Origin of the sequence: Pseudarthrobacter sp. NPDC058119, from assembly GCF_042884655.1 — a bacterium.
Taxonomy (GTDB): Bacteria; Actinomycetota; Actinomycetes; order Actinomycetales; family Micrococcaceae; genus Arthrobacter.
In genome coordinates this window covers 130,893-144,717 of sequence record NZ_JBHVTN010000003.1, presented here as the reverse complement: position 1 = coordinate 144,717, position 13,825 = coordinate 130,893, and the positions used below count along the sequence as shown (strand labels likewise).

Here is a 13,825-nt window from a genome sequence, read left to right as displayed (position 1 = left end):
ATGGTCACCCGCGCCGATATAGACCAGGCGGAGCGGCGGACGGCCGGCCTCCTCCGCAGGACGCCCGTCATGGCGGCGGAGCCATACTTGGCCGACGGCCAAGTATGGCTCAAGTGCGAGTTCATGCAGCACACGGGCACGTTCAAGGCCCGCGGCGCCCTCAACCGGATCCTGGCCAGCAAGGAACGCGGGGAACTGCGGGAAGACGTGGGCATCGTGGTTGCCTCCGGCGGGAACGCTGGACTGGCCAATGCGTACGCAGCGAAGCAACTGGGCGTACCGGCCACGGTCTTCGTTCCGGAAGCCGCGCCGGCCGTCAAGGTAGCCAAGTTGAAGGCGATCGGCGCCACCGTGGTCCAGGGCGGTGCGGAATACGCGGCTGCCTACCAGGCCGCCGTGGCCCATGCCGAGGAGACCGGCGCGGTTTACTGCCACGCCTACGACCAGCCCGAAATCGTTGCCGGCGCCGGAACCGTCGGCTCTGAACTGCTGAGCCAGGTGCCGGATGTGGACACCATCCTGGTGGCAGTGGGAGGCGGCGGACTGATGGCCGGGGTAGCCGCTGCCGTCGAAGGTTCCGCCAAAGTGGTTGCTGTGGAACCTGCGGCCGCGCCGACGCTGCACGCGGCGCTGGCTGCCGGGAAGCCTGTGGACGTCCCTGTATCTGGTGTCGCGGCTGACTCCCTGGGCGCCCGGCGTGCCGGCGGCATTGCCTTCTCGGTCGCGGTCCGTTGCGGCGTCGAAAGTGTCCTGGTCACGGACGCGGACCTCATCGCAGCCCGCTCCGCGTTGTGGAACGACTACCGGATTGTGGTGGAACACGGGGCCGCAGCCGCCTATGCCGCATTGACCACGGGAGCCTACGTGCCAGCCCGCGATGAGCGGGTGGCTGTCATCCTGTGCGGCGCAAACACGGACCCGGCCACGCTGTAGTCCAGCCCGGACGCCTCATGGGGCGCCCGGGCTGGGTCGGCAGACTACTGGGCGCCGGCCTGGCCGCAGAACTTGCTGTAGGTGCTGCCGGCTTCCTGGTAACCCGACTGGAGGTCGGCCAGCTTGTCCTTGTCCGGGTTCTCCTTGGCCTGTTCATCCGTGTACGCCAAGATCTGCGCCAGGGCGGGCTTGAGGTCGTCCGAGGCAACCGCATGGATGGGGCGGATCTGGTTGGCGAGGTTGTTCATGCCCGTCTTGCCGGCATTGTTGGCGGGGTTCGACACAACGGCCTGGATCCGCTCGCAGGTCTCAGCGGTGGTCAGTTGGTGCGTGGCGGTGCAGGCCGTAGCGGAAGCAATGAGGCCGGCGGCAAACAGGGCTGTGGCGAATTTCTTCATGGGTCCCTCGGTAGTGGTCAGAGGTTTCGATTGTAAGCAGATTGGGTAGCCCGATGCCTTCGCATGCCCAATACGCAAGCTTAAAATGGCAGTACCAATCGTGCGGAGCTTCCGCAGATGGGGCCCCGCGCGCATCATCCCAGACTAAGGAACCAGCATGCGCCAAACACTGCGCCGCCATGCGGCCGCGGGCCTTGTCGCCCTGTTCTTGCTGTTTCTCCCCACAGCCCTGCCGGCGTCAGCCGCGCCGCCGGCCGGGGAAATAGTGCTCGACGGCGCCACCTCCGCCGAAGGCATCGCAGCAGGGGAGGGCAAGACTTTCTACGCGGGGGAGCTCACCACCGGCGACATCTTCCGCGGTGACCTGAGCAAGGGCACCGCCACCCGTTTCATCCACGCGCCCGAGGGGCGGGCGGCCGTGGGCTTGAAGGCTGATACCTGCCACGACCTGCTGTTTGTGGCCGGTGGGGGCACCGGCAAGGCCTTCGTCTACAACACCCGGACCGGCAAGCCGGTCGCCGATTTCGACCTGGCGAAGGGATTCATCAACGACGTCACCCTGACCAGCGAAGGCGCCTGGTTCACCAACTCTGCCGAGGCCGAACTCTACTTCCTGCCGGTGGGGGAGCACGGGGAGCTCGGCACGGTGAAGACCCTGAAGCTGAGCGGGCCGGCAGTGGACCTTCAACCCGGATTCAACCTGAACGGCATTGCGTCCACTGGGGATGGCAGGACCCTCATTGTGGCGCACACCAGCAACGGCGCTTTGTATACGGTCAATCCGAAGAACGGCAGGAGCGCCGTCATAAAGGGTGCCGATGTTCCGTTCGTGGACGGCATCCTGGTGGAGGGCGATAATGTCTGGGCCGTCCAGAACCAGCTGAACCAGATCAAGCGGTTGGATCTTTCCAGCGATTTGTCCTCCGCTGCCGAGAGGAACACGATCAAGGCCGGGGCGTTCGACATTCCGACGACCGTAGCCAAGTTCGATGGCACCCTGGCCGCTGTGAACGCCCAGTTCAACCAGCCGCCCAGCCCGTTTGAGGTGGTGCTGGTTCCGGCGTGGAAGTAGGCCGGAAGCAGTACGGGGACAAGGAACTGGCTGGCAGTTGCAACTGCCAGCCAGTTCCTTACCAGTCATCTTCGCAAGGACGGGTCAGATGGTCCGCGGTGCCTTGGCCAGGTTGTCCTTCAGCTCGGCGGCGGTCTGCCGGGCCACATAGGCGGGACGGTCACGTTCCACGCGCCAGCTCTCGGAGAGCGGGCCCACATTGACGGTGTCGAATCCGAATTCGTCGTAGAGGCGGGTCACCAGTTCGGCGGCTTCGGGATAATCGCTCGCGGTGGCCAGGGCCCGCCGGTCCCCGCTGCCGGCAGGGGAGCCGTCGGTGGTGATGTCCTTGGCCATGATGTGGTTGAAGCCCTTGGCCACCTTCGACTCCGGGAGGTGCTCCTGCAGCATCCCGGACGTGGTGGCTTCGCCGTTGTCCAAGGCGGGGATCCTGCCGTCCCGCTCCCAGTAGTAGTTGTTCGTATCGATCACGATCTTGCCGGCCAGCGGCTCCACCGGGACGTCCTTGTAGTTCTTCAGCGGCACCGTGACCACGGCGAAATCGCCCGCGGCTGCCGCTTCAGCGGACGTCGCCGCCCGGGCGTTGGGGCCGAGCTCAGCCACAAGGTCCTGGAGGGTCTCCGGCCCGCGGGAGTTGCTGATGACTACGTCGTAGCCCAGTTCCACGGCCTTCCGAGCAACCTGGCTGCCAATATGTCCTGCACCGATGATTCCGATTGTTGTCATAGTGGCGCCAACACCGCTCCCCGGGCAGATATTTCAGCCGGTTTCTGGGAATAAATCGGCTGGTAGGCGCCTGCCCTACGGCAACTAATTGCCCGTGTAGCGTCCGGGCCGGTGGTTGAGGGCGAGGACCAGGTTCAGCAGGGTGGCGCCGGCAGCGGAGAGCAGCACCATCACCGGTGGAACGAGGACCAGTGAAGCCAGGACGATGGCCACGTCCAGGACCATCTGCACGTATCCTGCACGCCAGTTCAGCTTGTCCTGCAGGAGCAGTGCCAGGATGTTGAAGCCGCCCAGGCTTGACTGGTGCCGGAACAGGATCAGCAGACCGACGCCGGCCAGCAGGTTTCCGCCCAGCACCCCGTATGCCGGGTCGAGGTGCAGGGATCCAAGGGCGGCTGGGTGCACGCTTGCCATCAGGGACACCAGGGTGATCGCGGCGCCCGTCCGCAGTGCGAAGTTCCAGCCTTTCTTCCACACGGCCAGCGCGAAGAACGGCAGGTTCACGGCGAAGAAGATCACACCAAACGGAAGTGCAACCGAGTAGCTGGCCAGCAGCGCCAAGCCCGCGGTTCCGCCGGTGACGGCCCCGCTCGACTTGAGGAGGAACAGCCCCAGCGACGCCGCAAAAGTGCCGGTGAGGATGCCCAGGACGTCCTCAACCACCGAATGGCGGACGGTCGACGGCGGAACGGAACCTCCCGCCGTCGGCCCTTCCGGGTGCGTGCCCGGGGCAGCGCTGGTTGCGCCAGCACGTGTTTCCGTAGGCGTGCTCACTTGGCCTCAAACTTTCCGCGGTCCGCCAGGACGGCAAGCACCCGGTCATTGGTTTGCTTGTCTGCCAGGGTGACCCGGACGCCGTCCAGCGCGTAGCCACGGGCCAGGATGTCTGCCTCGGCCAAGGCGTCGAGGAGTTGCCCGCGCAGCCCGTCCGAAGCGCGCAGCCAGTAGAAGTTGGCCTGGCTGTCCGGGACGTCCCAGCCGTAGCCGCGAAGGGCTTCAATCACACGGGTCCGTTCCCGGGCCACCGCCTCGGTGCGCTCGCGGACCTCGTCCTCCGCAGCGAGAGAGGCGACTGCGGCGGCCTGGGCCATCCTGTTGACGCCAAACGGAACGGCTGTCCGCCGAAGGCCCTCGGCAATGTCCGGCCGGGCAATGGCGTAGCCGATCCGCAGCCCCGCCAGCCCGTATGCCTTGGAGAAGGTCCGCAGAATGCAGAGGTTGGGGTAACGGCGGTAGAAGTCCAGCGAATCGATGCCGGGGCCGCGCTGGAACTCGATGTACGCCTCGTCCAGGACCACCAGCACCTGCGGGGGAACGGACTGCAGGAACTCTTCCAGCGCCTCCGCGCTGATGGACACGCCGGTGGGGTTGTTCGGCGAACACAGGATCACCAGCCGGGTGCGTCCAGTGATGGCAGCCGCCATGGCCGGAAGGTCGTGGTGTTCGTCCGCCAGCAGCGGCACGGGAAATGAAACGGCTCCGGCCACCGCCACCAGGATGGGGTAGGCCTCGAAGGACCGCCAGGCGAACACCACCTCGTCGCCGTGCCCGCAGACGGCCGAGATAATCTGCTGCAGCACCCCGGAGCTTCCCGGCCCTGCGGCAACTTCATCAGCGCTGACGCCGAAGTGCCCGGCGATGGCCTCCCGGGCCTCCACCGCGCCCATGCTCGGGTATCGGTGGATCCTGGCGGCCTCCGCGGCAATCGCGTCGATGACTGACGGCAAGGGAGTGAAGTGGCTTTCGTTCGAAGCCAGGGCGGCGGTCAGTGCCGACTGGGCGCTCTTGCCGGCCACGTAGGCGGGCAGCTGGGCGACGGCGGCGCGGACCGCCGGTGCCGTGGCTTCGGGGAGGGTGCTGGTCATGGACAGCATGATCAGCGGTTTCGGGACGCCTGCGCAACAGGGCCGGATCATGCAGGACAGATCCGGGAATTGACGATCAGGAAGGTGGCAAAATGCTCAGTATGCACCTTATCGATGCCCTGGACGCAGAGATCCTCCTCACACTCGACCGGGACCCGCAGGCTACCGTCCTGTCCCTCTCCCGGACGTTGGGCGTGGCCCGCAACACGGTCCATGCAAGGCTTCGCCGACTTGCCAACGACGGCAGTTTGGCACCATTCAGCCAGCGGGTCCGGACCGAGGCCCTTGGCCTGCCGCTCATCGCCTTCATCTCGATTTCCATCAGCCAGTCCTCCAGCGACCTCGCCGTGGCGGCGCTGCAGACCATTCCCGAGATCATCGAAATGCATGCCACCACCGGTGACGCCGACCTGATGGCCAAGGTGGCAGCACGGGGCCCGGCCGACCTGCACCGCATCACCAACGCGATGCTCGCGATCGACGGCGTGGTCCGCACCAGCACCGCCATGTCCCTGGTGGAAGTGATGCCCACCCGCACCGTACCGCTGCTCCAGGCGGCGGCCCATAAGTAATAAAGCCCGCCGCAGGCACGGAAGCGCCGCTCGCCTTGGGAGGAAGGCGGGCGGCGCTTGCTTTGTGGGTGGGTGCGGGTCAGTGGCCGCCGAGGTTGCCACCCACCGGAGGCAGCCCGCCTTCGGCGCCGCGGTCGTCCTCGCGCCGTTCGCCGGCGCTCAGGTTCTCGCCGGCGGCCGTCTCGTCGGACTCGCCGGTGGTGTCCACCAGGCCATTGGTCTGGTCGAAGGCGTGCCCGATCCTGTCATGACCCAGGTCGGCGACGGAACCGGAGGAACCCGCGGCCGCCGTCGTGCCGGTCGCGGTCGACAATGTGTCAGCTGTTCCGGTGCCCGGGTAGGCGCTGCCGGTGGTGGCGCCCGTCGTAAGGGGTTCTGCAGGGACCACCGGTTCTGCCGGGACCACCGGGGTGGTCTCCGCGACCGTCACCTCACGCGCCTCCGCGTCGTCCTTGTTGCTGTTCGCGGCCATGGCGGCTGCTGCCCCCGCAGCCGCGGCGATTCCCACTCCGGCGGCGACCTTACCCGAAATTCCGGCCTTGCCGGAATCGCCGCGGGAAGCGCCAGCGTGTTCAACGCCGGGCGTGCCCACCGTGGTGCCGGCGTTGACCGAACCACGCCACGCGCCGCTGGCGTAGCCTTCATCCTCGATGAATTCCTTGAACTTCTGCAGGTCCGATTCCGCCTGCCGGTCAACGACGTTCAGTTTGTCGCCCACCTTCTCGACCAGGCCTTCGGGTTCGTATTCGAGCGTCAGCCGGAGCGAGGTCTGGCCTCCTCCAACGTCCTCGAAGTCAACGGCGCCCGCATTCGTTGCGCCTTCGGTGGCAGCCCAGGCCACGCGCCGGTCCGGGACCTGCTCCAGGATTTTGGCTTCCCACTGCCTGCGGACGCCGCCGATCTCGGCCACCCACTCCAGCCGGTCGTCACTGAGCTGCGTAACGCTCTTGACGCCGCCCATGAAGTGCGGGAACTCCTCGAACTGGGTCCACTGGTTGTATGCGGTGCTCACCGGTACGTTCACCAGAATGCGTTTTTCCACCTTCGTGCCCATAACGTCTCCTTCGCTGTGTTACCGGGGACTGACGACTCGGGAAGAATCATCAGTATGCTTACTAACATACCTTTTGATCGGGGATGTTTCCAGAGTCCAACTTGGGCATGAGGGAAACGGGCGACGGCGGCACCCGGCCAGGTGCCGCCGTCGCGGTTTTGTGCAACGCACGAGTGTCAGCCAAGGTACTGGCCCACCAGGGCGAGGTTTTGGATGACGGCGAGGCCGAACTGTGCGGTGTCATTGGTGGACACGGTGGGCGCTTCATCCACCGGCAGCAGGACGAAGGGAGGCTCGATCTTCCGCAGGGTGAACGCGGATTCGTGGTTCAGGTGCTCGCCGCCCTCGGTGAAGCTCTCCCAAGCCCGGGCCGCAAGGTCACGGTCCTGCAACCGTGCCGCCGCGTAGGCCGTCAGCCGGCTGTGCGCCTGGGTGAGGTAGACGCCCTCAAGCGGCTGGCCCACCGCCTCCACCTGCTCTTCCTTGGTGGCCAGGAACAGGCGGCAGTACTGCAGCCAGGCCCGCTCGAACTCTGGATCATCCACCAGGTCCAACAGTTCGCTGCAGATCTCCACCAGCCCGAACACGGCGCTGAGGTGCGACACCGAAATCTGCTCCCGGCCGGTGTCGAACCGGCCTTTGTCCAGGTCATACAGTGCTTCGCCGGTGAGGAACCCGTACTTGAGCGCGCCGATGTCCGCCATGGTGCCCAGCAGCCGGTCACGGGAGTGCGGATTGCCGGTGCGTTCCCAGTCCGTCAGCCAGGTGGCCGCAAGCGAGCCCCAGTCCGTGCCCAGCCCGACGCCAAGCGCGCCGCGGTTGGGCCGGTAAGTGGCGGCGTCCGGCCGGACCTTGCGGACCGGGTCGAGGCCCAGGAAGTTCTGGTCGCTGTCCACCAGTTCCGTGAGCAGGTCCCCGGTGCGCTCGTCGGCGGTCAGGTAGTAGAAACGGCGGTAGGCGGGCGTGCTGATCCGCAACTGCTTGGCGCTGCAGCCCCAGTGCTGGACGTTGTGCCGGGAGCCCAGCCCCTTCCAGGGGCCCAGATGATAGACGTCCACCTCACCCGTATGCCGCGTCATGGCCTCGGCAAAGCGGAAGATGTCCGCCCGGCCCGAGCGCAGGTAGGAGTACCAGAGCCAGAGGTCCGGGGAGAGCTCGGAATTGTCCCAGGCGTAGCCGCCCACGTCGTAGCGCCACGTGTGCCGGTCAAAGTCGTACGTGTGCATGACATCGCCGTAGTTCCAGAATCCGTACCAGCGGCGCTGCTCCACCTGTCCGGCGTAGAAGTCGAAGAGGAAATCCAGGCTGTCCTCGAGCCGGGCCCGCGCCGGGGTGCTGCGGTCCACCGGCGCCCAGTCCCCGAACACTCCCACGGAGTGCAGGTACTCCGGGGAGGCCTGCAGCAGGGCGGGAGTGGAAGCGGACACGGCGTCCGCGGCCAGGCTTTCGGTGGACGGCGTGGCCTCGTAGGCGAACAGCGTCAACTCATGGGTGCGGGCAATGCCGGCGGGGTTTCCGAAGCCCGGCTCGTAGTCCTCATAGGTGATTTCGAGGCCCTCGAGTTGCTCCTCGAACGTCTCCTGGCCCATGCCGTCGTGGTAGAAGCGAAGGTCCATCGGCTGGGCCTCGGGGGAGAACAGCCATGCCGTCAGGGAGGCTTCGCTGCCGGCCGCTCCCCGGATGTCCAGTTGGCCCGGGTGGGACTGCCAGAAGCCCTTGATTCCCACGCCCAGGCCGCCACGGGTATCGCTTAGCGAGCAGAATCCAGCGGCGCGGGTACCGCCCGAAATGCCCACCCAGCCATGGCCGGCGGCAGTGCGCTTGCGGAGCTCAAAGCCGTCGGCGCTGAGCTGGCTGAGTGTGTAGTCTCCCCAGGCCGGGATCAGGTGCAGGCGGCTGGAAACCTCGGGATTCCATGTCTCTGCCGGGGGAGTGGCGCGTCCGGCGATCTGGGCGCCGCGCACGTCCGCCCCCGGGTCCCGGCGGAGCCCGGTCAGGCCGCGGACCGCCTCGGCGAGGAACCCGCCGTCCGCTCCCCCGATGCGGATGTGCCGGTTGTGCAGTTCGGCCTCCAGCGGCAGGGTGAACCGCACGCCGAGTCCGGCCAGGAAGTCCCGCCCTGCATCGCCGTCCCAAATGAACGAATGCACCATGCGCACGCTGCGGGCGTTGGCATGGAAGTAGAAGCGCACCACGAAGGGCAGCCAGCTGCGCCGATTGCCTCCGGCGCCATCCTGGCGGTGGCGCCCTTCCAGCCGCACTACGGCGCGCACGGGTCCGCTTTGTTCCAGGACGACGGCGGTGACCTCGCCGGTGAAGGCATCGCGGCGGGCGGTTCCGGCGTCTTCGGGCACGGTGTCCTGCAGGAGGCTGACCAGCCGGGCGTCCCGGGCAATAGGTTCACCGTTGCGGGAGAGGCTGCGGAAGAGGGAGCGGCCGGTGCGGTCAATCACCATCTGCAGTGCGCCCGTGTCCACGGTGAGGGCGTCGGCACTTTCGGTGACCGTTACTGAGGGTCGGTCCGACGGCGGCCGGCCGGCCACGGTGGCTGTGCCGGCGTCGGCCGTCACATGGTAGGTATCCGACGGCGAGCCCGTCGCCGGGAGTGCGATGCCGGCCCACTTCAGTGATCCGTCAGGCCAGGTGGCCAGTGGCCATGCCTGGCTGGCCAGGCGGGCGCCCGCAGCATCGGTTACTGCCAGCGCCGCTGTTCCCTGGACCGAGCCGCGGGAGAATGGCATGCCCCACGTGGTTCCGCCGCTGATTTCCGCAGGGGCTTGTCCGTCGATCCACCTGATGAGAGTGCCCGCCATTTTCATCCAACTCCGTTATTCCGACTGCTGAAAACGCTTTCTGATACGTTTCAAAATAGCCGTGGAGGTTCTAGTCCCGCAAGGGGCGGAGCAGGGATTGGAGGCATTGCGGCCCAGAGCCGATTTAGCCTTTCAACGTTGGGCCGTCGTCGTCCTGTCCCTCCGCAGGGTCCTGGCTGTGCACCCGGATATCGGCCGTATCGGCGTCCGGGTCACCTTCGGCGGGCGCTTCGGAATGCATACGGTCATCGTCGTCCCGTGAATGGTCAACCGTCATGACTACTCCTTGAGGCTGGTCTGCGATACCCCTCATTCAGCGCCCCGCCCCGGGGCCTGTCAAGGACAACCTGCACGCTCTGGCCGGGCCGCCCCGTATGTGCTGGACTGATGAAGCAGTGAGCACCAACCGCCGTTCCCGTCCAGTGCGGGGCCGACACCATTTCCAGCCAAACTCAGCCAGCCGGGACAGACCGGCTGTTGGAAAGGATCACTCATGGCAACGTATAAGATCGGATATTTCGTCGGCAGCCTGGCGAGCGGTTCCATCAACCGCGTCCTGGCCAATGCCTTGATCAAGCTCGCGCCCGGCGAACTGGAATTCACCGAGATCCCCATCAGGGACCTCCCGCTGTACAGCTATGACTACGACGCCGATTTTCCGCCCGAGGGCCGCGCCCTCAAGGAAGCCATCGAGGCTGCGGATGGGATCCTGTTCGTCTCGCCCGAATACAACCGGTCCATTCCCGGCGCCCTGAAGAACGCCATTGACTGGGGGTCCCGGCCCTGGGGCACCAACTCCTTTGCCCGCAAGCCCACCGGCATCATCGGCGCTTCGCCGGGCAGCATCGGCACGGCCGTGATGCAGTCCTCGATGCGCAGCGTCCTGAGCTTCCTGGACGCCCCGCAGTTGAATTCCCCGGAGGCCTACATCAGCTACAAGCCTGCTGTCTTCGGTGCCGACGGCGAGGTCAGGGATGAAGCGACCGCGAAGTTCCTAAGCCACTTCATGGACGAATATGCGGCATTCGTGGCAAGGGTCCTCGCTGCCAACGCGCCGGGCCACATCGGCGACCTGGAGCCGGATGCGGAGAAACTCTCCCGTTAGCCACAGTCCCTGCACATACGGAGGCCCGCCGTCCCAGCAACGGCGGGCCTCCGGGCCTATGGGCAGGCTGTCCTCCGGGCCTGCAGTTTGGAAGCTGTGGGTCAGTCCAGTGGCAACGTCACCGTGACGCTGGTGCCCATCCCGGGTGCGGCGCTGATGTCCACGGCGCCACCGGCCTCCTGCACGGCCACTGCCATGAGGCGCAGGCCATAGCCGTGGTGCCGTCCACACGTGGCGAGGGTGCTGTCAAAGCCCGTGCCGTCGTCGGCCACCACCAGCCTGATGCCATGGTCAACGGCCGCCAGCTGGATGGTCAAAGTGTGCGCGGCGGAGTACTTGAAGGCGTTGCTGAGGGCTTCGCGGGCGGACTGGTACAGGAGGGACGCGGAGCCTGCCGGGATCTCGATGCCCCAGTGCGGGGTATCCCAGTGGACCACGGTGCCGCGCTGCCGCAGGGGTGCCGTCAGCCGGTCAATGCAGCCGGCGAGCCCCAGCGTGTGGAAGTCAAGGGGCTGCTGGTCGGTCAGCACACCCCCCACGGTTGTGACGTCGGTGTCCAGTGCTGCTCTGCTTCCCATGACTTCCTGCTCCCCACAAGCTGGTTGGTCTCCTGGTTCCAGCGTGGACCTGCTACGTCTGGGAACGGCAAGGTTTGCCTCAAGATCCCATCAATTCTGCGCGGTTTGAAGGGTGGGCCGGGATTGCTCCCGGGCGGGTGAAGGCCGGTGTCCCGGTCCCGGAAGATTCGTTACGGAATAGCGGATGAAGGACGTCCCATGTCCTGTACACTGAACCTTGACGAGAGGCCGCCGCCAGGCGCGGTCGAAGGAGATGACGTGACAGTAGCATCAGCAGCGGTACCCCCCGCAAGGTTCAGCGCGCAAATCCGCTCCCACGCCCTCCAGAACAGAATCATGGAGCTGATTCTTGAACGCGGGCTGGACGTCGGGGACGCCCTCCCTACAGAGAGCGAGCTGTCCAGCGAACTCGGCGTGGGGCGGAACACCGTCCGGGAGTCCCTCAAGGTCCTCCAGGCCCTGGGCGTCATCGAAATCCGCCATGGCTTTGGCATGTTCGTTGCCCCGAACAACTTCAGCGCCCTCGTGTCTGGACTGACGTTCCGCGGCCGGCTGTCCCTTCGGCACAAGGGCGAAGAAGCCATGGAGTTGATCGATGTGCGCCAGGCGCTTGAGTCCGGCCTCATCGGCTCTGCCATCGATCTACTGACGGAAGAGCACCTGTCCGATCTCCGGGAGACCATGGAAGCCATGCAGGAGGCGGCTGTCAAGGGCGAGCCCCTCGCTGAGCATGACGCGGAATTCCACCGCAAGCTTTACGCGCCGCTGAATAACGAACTCCTCATCAACCTCATGGACGTGTTCTGGCAGGTGTACCGGCAGATCCATGAAGCCCTGGGCCATGGACCGGTCAACCTGGAAGAACAGGCCCGGATGCATTGGGACATCTACGAATCCGTTGCCAGCCGGGACAAAGCCCTTGCTGCCGAGCGGCTCCAGCGCCACTTTGACGGTATCCGCCAAAAGCTGAAGGACGTGGCATCCGCCTAGGCGTACCCCGCGTCCACCACGCTTTCCACCCCACGGCCGGCACACGCCGCCCGGCCATACTGCCGCGCGCCCCCAATTCCTTCTTCCGTGCCCACTTCCACCAGAAAGTCCCAGCCTTGGAAATCTTCGTTGTCCCCGACGCTGCAGCCACCGGTCCGGTCGCGGCAGGGATCCTCGCCGCCGTCGTCCGCTCCAAACCGGACGCTGTCCTGGGCGTGGCGACGGGTGGCTCCCCGCTTCCCGTATACGCCGCCCTCGCCAGGCACCGGCTGGATATGTCCGGAGTGCGGGCGTTCGCCCTGGACGAGTACGTGGGGCTGCCCGCCGGCCACCCGCAAAGCTACGCCGAGGTGGTGCGGCGGGAGGTGACCGAACGGCTGGGCCTGGACCCGGCCAAGGTTTCCGTGCCCGACGGCGGCGCTCCGGACCCGCAGCAGGCGGCCGCGGAGTACGACGCGGCCATCAGCCGTGCCGGGGGCATCGACGTACAGATCCTGGGCATCGGCCACAACGGCCACATCGCCTTCAACGAACCCGGTTCAGCACTGGACTCGCGCACCCGTGTCGAGACGTTGGCCGCCCGTACCCGGAAGGCCAACGCCCGCTACTTCGCGTCGCCCGGAGACGTCCCCACGCAATGCATCACCCAAGGGCTGGGGACCATCATGGAAGCCGGGCACCTGCTGCTCGTCGCCAACGGGGCGGACAAGGCGGACATCCTGGCGGCAGCGCTGCAGGGACGCCTTACGGCGGATTGCCCTGCCTCGGTCCTGCAACGCCACCCGCATGTCACGGTCGTGGCCGACCAGGCTGCTGCCTCGAAGCTGCGTCCCGGGGCCGGTGTTGACGTGCGGGTGGCGGATACCGCCGTCGGTGTCTGAGGCCCCGCAGCCCTAGGCGGGACCGGGGGTGCGCTGATACTCCTCGATCACCACGCCGGACCCAAACGTCCGCGACCCCACAGGCCGGAACGCCGTGGGTTCGAATGCCGCGTCCCCGAACAGCGGAATCCCGGCACCGAGGACCAGGGGGTTGCGCTTGAGGATGAGCCGGTCGATTTCCGGGAGCAGCGTGCCGGCCAGCATCCCGCCGCCGCACAGATAGATGTCCAGCCCGTCCTCCTGCTTGAGCGTCCGGACGGTGCCCAGGGGGTCGGCGGTGAACGTCACGGCAGGATCGGTGGCTTCCCGGGTCCGTGTGGCCACGTATTCACGCAGGTGCGCGTAGGGCCGGGCAATGCCGATGGCGTGGGCGGCGTCGTAGCTGTTCCAGCCCTGGATCACTGTGTCGAACCGGGTTCGGGGCGGCTCGATCCCCAGCGCGGACAGGACATGGGCCGGCAGTGCGTCCGCGAAGTCGGTAAAGAGCACCTGCATGTGGTCGCCCTCCACCGGGAAGGCATCAAAGGACCCGTCCGGGGCGGCGATGTAGCCGTCCAGTGACACGGCAACGTAGTAGACAAGTTCGCGCATGAAGGCCCCAATCGCGGTAGTGCATGTGTTCTGAACCCTAGCCGATGATGTCGGACCGGGCAGGCTCCGCCGGCACGGTGTAGCGTGCGGGGAGATCACCAGCCTGAGGGGGCAGCGCCTGTACATCATTGACTACCTGGACCGGCTGCAGGCAGCGGCCCGAACCAGGACCAACTGCATCATCCACCGAGGCGAGGATTGGCGAATCGCTGTTCCTTGCCTTCCATGAATCGGTGACCTACTACGC

General features: G+C 66.4%; 15 protein-coding genes. 6 read left to right on the top strand and 9 right to left on the bottom strand.

Features of this window, described 5'->3' with window-relative positions:
* A complete protein-coding gene (locus ACFVTD_RS08595; RefSeq protein WP_387560955.1) occupies positions 1 to 933 on the top strand; it encodes a threonine/serine dehydratase in 933 nt (310 codons plus the stop codon).
* A gap of 44 nt (positions 934 to 977) precedes the next feature.
* Here ACFVTD_RS08595 and ACFVTD_RS08590 read toward each other — a convergent pair whose 3' ends face one another.
* Positions 978 to 1,331 carry a hypothetical protein gene (locus ACFVTD_RS08590; RefSeq protein ID WP_387560952.1) on the bottom strand — a complete coding sequence of 118 codons (354 nt, stop codon included), beginning with the start codon at positions 1,329 to 1,331 and terminating at the stop codon, positions 978 to 980.
* 157 nt (positions 1,332 to 1,488) lie between these two features.
* Here ACFVTD_RS08590 and ACFVTD_RS08585 point away from each other — a divergent pair, with 157 nt between their 5' ends.
* On the top strand, positions 1,489 to 2,403 hold the full coding sequence (locus tag ACFVTD_RS08585; protein ID WP_387560949.1) for a hypothetical protein: 915 nt from the start codon (positions 1,489 to 1,491) through the stop codon (positions 2,401 to 2,403).
* Positions 2,404 to 2,487: 84 nt separating this feature from the next.
* On the opposite strand, the gene ACFVTD_RS08580 is transcribed toward ACFVTD_RS08585, so the two are convergent.
* From ACFVTD_RS08580 to hisC, 3 genes are all read right to left on the bottom strand, one after another.
* Complete coding sequence (locus ACFVTD_RS08580; RefSeq protein ID WP_387560946.1) at positions 2,488 to 3,129, bottom strand: NADPH-dependent F420 reductase; 642 nt, start codon at positions 3,127 to 3,129, stop codon at positions 2,488 to 2,490.
* Positions 3,130 to 3,213: 84 nt separating this feature from the next.
* Positions 3,214 to 3,903, bottom strand: a complete 690-nt coding sequence (locus tag ACFVTD_RS08575) for a YitT family protein (RefSeq protein ID WP_387560943.1) — start codon at positions 3,901 to 3,903, stop codon at positions 3,214 to 3,216.
* Positions 3,900 to 5,003, bottom strand: coding sequence for a histidinol-phosphate transaminase (gene hisC, locus ACFVTD_RS08570; RefSeq protein WP_387560940.1), 1,104 nt, complete (start codon positions 5,001 to 5,003; stop codon positions 3,900 to 3,902). The genes ACFVTD_RS08575 and hisC overlap by 4 nt, the downstream gene beginning before the upstream one ends.
* 83 nt (positions 5,004 to 5,086) lie before the next feature.
* Between hisC and ACFVTD_RS08565 the strand changes: the two genes are divergently transcribed.
* Positions 5,087 to 5,566: an Lrp/AsnC family transcriptional regulator gene (locus ACFVTD_RS08565; protein ID WP_387560937.1), complete on the top strand. Its 480-nt coding sequence runs from the start codon at positions 5,087 to 5,089 to the stop codon at positions 5,564 to 5,566.
* Positions 5,567 to 5,645: 79 nt separating this feature from the next.
* Here the strand turns inward: ACFVTD_RS08565 and ACFVTD_RS08560 are convergent, their stop codons facing one another.
* From ACFVTD_RS08560 to ACFVTD_RS08550, 3 genes are all read right to left on the bottom strand, one after another.
* Entirely contained in the window at positions 5,646 to 6,620 is a 975-nt protein-coding gene (locus tag ACFVTD_RS08560; protein ID WP_387560934.1) for an SRPBCC family protein, read from the bottom strand.
* Between the two features lie 176 nt (positions 6,621 to 6,796).
* Positions 6,797 to 9,433 carry a Tat pathway signal sequence domain protein gene (locus ACFVTD_RS08555; RefSeq protein WP_387560931.1) on the bottom strand — a complete coding sequence of 879 codons (2,637 nt, stop codon included), beginning with the start codon at positions 9,431 to 9,433 and terminating at the stop codon, positions 6,797 to 6,799.
* 124 nt (positions 9,434 to 9,557) lie between these two features.
* On the bottom strand, positions 9,558 to 9,710 hold the full coding sequence (locus ACFVTD_RS08550; RefSeq protein WP_387560928.1) for a hypothetical protein: 153 nt from the start codon (positions 9,708 to 9,710) through the stop codon (positions 9,558 to 9,560).
* 216 nt (positions 9,711 to 9,926) lie between these two features.
* Here ACFVTD_RS08550 and ACFVTD_RS08545 point away from each other — a divergent pair, with 216 nt between their 5' ends.
* Positions 9,927 to 10,538 (top strand): NADPH-dependent FMN reductase, encoded by a 612-nt coding sequence (locus ACFVTD_RS08545; RefSeq protein ID WP_387560925.1) that lies wholly within the window; start codon positions 9,927 to 9,929, stop codon positions 10,536 to 10,538.
* Positions 10,539 to 10,639: 101 nt separating this feature from the next.
* Here the strand turns inward: ACFVTD_RS08545 and ACFVTD_RS08540 are convergent, their stop codons facing one another.
* Complete coding sequence (locus ACFVTD_RS08540; protein ID WP_387560922.1) at positions 10,640 to 11,116, bottom strand: sensor histidine kinase; 477 nt, start codon at positions 11,114 to 11,116, stop codon at positions 10,640 to 10,642.
* Between the two features lie 258 nt (positions 11,117 to 11,374).
* On the opposite strand from ACFVTD_RS08540, the gene ACFVTD_RS08535 reads away from it, so the two are divergent.
* Together ACFVTD_RS08535 and ACFVTD_RS08530 are read left to right on the top strand one after the other, a co-directional pair.
* Positions 11,375 to 12,106, top strand: a complete 732-nt coding sequence (locus ACFVTD_RS08535; protein ID WP_387560919.1) for a FadR/GntR family transcriptional regulator — start codon at positions 11,375 to 11,377, stop codon at positions 12,104 to 12,106.
* Between the two features lie 116 nt (positions 12,107 to 12,222).
* A complete protein-coding gene (locus ACFVTD_RS08530; protein ID WP_387560916.1) occupies positions 12,223 to 12,987 on the top strand; it encodes a glucosamine-6-phosphate deaminase in 765 nt (254 codons plus the stop codon).
* 12 nt (positions 12,988 to 12,999) lie between these two features.
* Here the strand turns inward: ACFVTD_RS08530 and ACFVTD_RS08525 are convergent, their stop codons facing one another.
* On the bottom strand, positions 13,000 to 13,578 hold the full coding sequence (locus ACFVTD_RS08525) for a dihydrofolate reductase family protein (RefSeq protein WP_387560913.1): 579 nt from the start codon (positions 13,576 to 13,578) through the stop codon (positions 13,000 to 13,002).
* Positions 13,579 to 13,825 lie beyond the last annotated feature (247 nt).